The following is a 3,424-nucleotide window of genomic DNA, read 5'->3' as shown; positions in this document are numbered from 1 at the left end:
GTCGTCACTTCGACCGTGCCGCCGCTCTGGCGCGCCTCGGCCGCCACCACGTCGCCGGCGCCGAGCCGGGCGGCGAGCTGGCGCAGCTGCGCCGGGTCGCCCGCGGTCGCCGCCAGCGGCGACAACGGCTCAGGACCTGCCTGCTCTTCGGTCGGCAGCAGGATCGGCGCCAGGGTCGGGCGGTCGGGCCGGGCCTCCCAGGCGAGCCGCCAGGGATTGGTCGGCTCCCAAAGCTGGATTCCGGCGGCGTCGCGCCAGACCGGCAGCAGCAGGGTCGGCCGGGCCGCCGTCTCGGTGAACGGCAAGCCGGCATCGCGCAGCAGGCGCCGCACCGGCTCGCGGTGGAAGGCGACGTCGAGCCTGGCAATATAGCGTGTGGCGCTCGCCCGCTCGTTGGCGATCTGGAAGCCGCGCACGGCCGCCTGGACGTTGTCGTCGTTGGCCGACGGCAGGCCGGGCCAGGAACTCTCCGGCACCATCCGCTGCAGCAGGCGGCGGAAGGCCGCGCGCTGCCCTTCCGCCAGGGCCCTGGAGCGGGCGTCGAGCGCGCCCGACCCGGTCACGTCCACCGGCACGCCGGTTACCACGAAGGGATCCGGCGCCTGCGCCGCCGCCGGACCGGCCATCGCGGTCAGAGTCGCGCAAAGCAGGACCAGAGCCGCGCAGGCGGCCCGGAACCGCTGGTTCGTTGCAAAGCCCGGATCGTCGACTATGGTCGCCGCCATTCAGGCGCCTTTCTGAAACGGGACGAGAAATTACGCATGGCCGGCCGCATCGTAAACGAGGGCGCGACCTACCGCGATGCCGGCGTGGACATCGATGCCGGCGAGGCCCTGGTCGAGGCGATCAAGCCCTTGGCCAAGGCGACCCGCCGGCCCGGCGCCGAGGCGGGCCTCGGCGGTTTCGGCGCCCTGTTCGACCTGCGCGCCGCCGGGTTCCGCGATCCGATCCTGGTCGCCACCACCGACGGCGTCGGCACCAAGCTCAAGCTCGCCATCGAGTCCGGGCGCCATGCCGGGGTCGGCATCGACCTGGTCGCGATGTGCGTCAACGACCTGGTGGTGCAGGGCGCCGAGCCGCTGCTCTTCCTCGACTACTACGCGACCGGCAAGCTCGATGTGGCGGTCGCGCGCGACGTCGTCGCCGGCATCGCCGAGGGTTGCCGCATCGCCGGCTGCGCCCTGGTCGGCGGCGAGACGGCCGAGATGCCGGGCATGTACGGCAAGGGCGACTACGACCTGGCCGGGTTCGCCGTCGGCGCCGCGGAGCGCGGCACGCTGGTCACCGGCGAGACGGTCGCCGCGGGCGACGTGCTGCTCGGGCTCGCCGCCTCCGGCGTGCATTCCAACGGCTATTCGCTGGTGCGCAAGCTGGTGCGCGACGGCCAGTTCGACCTGGAGGCGCCGGCGCCGTTCGATCCGGAGCGCACGCTGGCCCAGGCGCTGATGGAGCCGACGCGGATCTACGTGAAAAGCGCGCTGGCGGCGGTTCGCGCCGGCCGGGTCAAGGCGATGGCGCATATCACCGGCGGCGGCCTGGTCGAGAACATCCCGCGCGTCATCCCGCCTGGCCTCGTGGTGCGCCTCTCCGCAAGGGCCTGGCGGGCGCCGCCAGTGTTCAGCTGGCTCCGCCTCACCGGCAACATCGCCGATCGCGAGATGGCGCGCACCTTCAATTGCGGTATCGGCCTGGTGGTGGTGACCGCATCGGATCAGTCCGACGCTGCGATGCGTATCCTTAGCGAAGCCGGCGAGACGGTGTTCCGCATCGGCGAGGTGGCGCAGGGCGATGCCGGTGCCGAGCCGTTCGTCGAGATCGATTTCCAGGGCGCGCCTTGGCGGAAGTAGCGCGCAAGAAGGTCGCGGTGCTGATCTCCGGCCGCGGCAGCAATCTGCAGGCGCTGATCGACGCGGCGGCAAGCCCGACCTACCCGGCCGAGATCGCGCTGGTGCTGTCCAACATCGCCGAGGCCGGCGGGCTCGACATCGCACGCGGCGCCGGCATCGCCACCTTGACCGTCAGCCACAAGGGCAAGGCGCGCGAGGCTTTCGATGCCGAGATCGACGCGGCGCTGCGGGACCGCGGCATCGACCTGATCTGCCTGGCCGGCTTCATGCGGCTCCTGACACCCGGCTTCGTCACGGCCTGGACCGACCGCATCCTCAACGTCCATCCCTCGCTGCTGCCGGCCTTTAAGGGCCTGCGCGTGCACGAACGGGTGATCGCCGACGGCGTGCGTTTCACCGGTTGCACGGTGCATGTCGTGCGGCCGGAGATGGATGCCGGGCCGATCGTCGCCCAGGCCGCGGTGCCGGTGCTCGACGACGACACGCCGGAGACGCTGGCGGCGCGCGTGCTGGCGGCAGAGCACCGGGTCTATCCGCTGGCGCTGGCGCTGACGGCCAGCGGACGCGCGCAGGTGGTCGGCGACCGCGTGGTCGTCGAAGGCGCCGTCGCGGCGCAAGGCATGCTGGTCAATCCGGCCGGCTAGCGCTGCCCGGAGCAGAGCGCGGGCAGATCGGACTTACCCAGATAGCCATGACGACGGGTATCCGCCGCCTGCAGGCGGCGTTCCACATGCGCCTCGAACTCGGCCCGGCTGACCCGGAAGTCCAGATTGATATCGGCCGCCATCACGGGATCGGGCGAGGTATCGATGCTGCGGCCGCGGCGGCGGGCCGCAGCCGGGTCAGGCGGCGGCGCGGCCGGGGAGGCTGCGCGGCGTGCGGCCAGCAACTCCTGCGGCGTGACGTAGCCGTCGCGGTCGGCATCGAATGCGGCAAAGAGACGTGCCGCTTCGGCCTGAAGCTCGGCGGCATCGAAACGCCCGTCGCCCTTGGTGTCGACGCGGTCGAACCAGCGCTCCAGCGCCTCGGCGCAGGTCGTTCCGCGGGGTACCGGCAGATATTCACCGACCGGGCTGTAGAGCGGCGGGATCGGTGCCGGCCGCTCCGGACGGCCGGAACAGGCCGCCCCGGTCAGGCTAAGCAGAACCAGAACGGCGAATCGTCGGGCAGGCATCCGCCGATCATATTCATCCCTTTGCAAGCGCGAACACTACTGGAACCAGGAGGATCAGGCGCTCACCCGCCCCGTCGGCCGGCACCGGCGGCATCGGCGCGGCGCGGCGCACGGTGTCGAGCGCCGCCTGGTCGAGCAGGTCGAAGCCGCTCGGCCGCGCGATTTCGGCGCCAAGCAGCCGGCCCGTGCGATCGATGGTGAGCCGCAGCAGCACCTCGCCCTCCTGGCGCCGGAGCCGCGCCGCACGGGGATAGTCGCGGTATCGCTCCAGCCAGGCGAGCAGGATGGCGCCGTAGCGCGACGCGGCCGGCGGTGCGGCGGCCGGGCTCGGCAGCGGGCGCGGTGCCGGCGCGGTGGCCGTCATCGCGGGCGTTGCGGGGGCTCCGTCGGCGACGTTCTCCGC

Annotated in this window: 5 protein-coding genes; 2 read left to right on the top strand and 3 right to left on the bottom strand. The window is 72.4% G+C overall.

Annotation, left to right across the window (positions count from 1 at the left end; genetic code table 11):
* Window positions 1–725, bottom strand: a 725-nt coding sequence (locus DT074_RS27710; protein WP_119423058.1) for a DUF8605 domain-containing protein, incomplete at its 3' end; no start/stop codon positions are given.
* A 36-nt stretch (window positions 726–761) separates the two neighbouring features.
* On the opposite strand from DT074_RS27710, the gene purM reads away from it, so the two are divergent.
* Complete coding sequence (gene purM, locus DT074_RS27705) at window positions 762–1,847, top strand: phosphoribosylformylglycinamidine cyclo-ligase (protein ID WP_119423057.1); 1,086 nt, start codon at window positions 762–764, stop codon at window positions 1,845–1,847.
* Window positions 1,835–2,491 (top strand): phosphoribosylglycinamide formyltransferase, encoded by a 657-nt coding sequence (purN, locus tag DT074_RS27700; RefSeq protein WP_119423056.1) that lies wholly within the window; start codon window positions 1,835–1,837, stop codon window positions 2,489–2,491. The genes purM and purN overlap by 13 nt, the downstream gene beginning before the upstream one ends.
* Here purN and DT074_RS27695 read toward each other — a convergent pair.
* Together DT074_RS27695 and DT074_RS27690 are read right to left on the bottom strand one after the other, a co-directional pair.
* Window positions 2,488–3,021 carry an EF-hand domain-containing protein gene (locus tag DT074_RS27695; RefSeq protein WP_119423055.1) on the bottom strand — a complete coding sequence of 178 codons (534 nt, stop codon included), beginning with the start codon at window positions 3,019–3,021 and terminating at the stop codon, window positions 2,488–2,490. The two genes, purN and DT074_RS27695, sit on opposite strands and share 4 nt — an antisense overlap.
* Window positions 3,022–3,034: 13 nt before the next feature.
* A partial coding sequence (locus tag DT074_RS27690; RefSeq protein WP_368744956.1) for an energy transducer TonB occupies window positions 3,035–3,424 on the bottom strand: 390 nt, incomplete at its 5' end.

Origin of the sequence: Desertibaculum subflavum (assembly GCA_003576705.1) — a bacterium.
Taxonomy (GTDB): Bacteria; Pseudomonadota; Alphaproteobacteria; order Ferrovibrionales; family Ferrovibrionaceae; genus Desertibaculum; species Desertibaculum subflavum.
The sequence above is the reverse complement of the archived record's forward strand: the minus strand, read 5'-3'. Positions and strand labels throughout refer to the sequence as shown.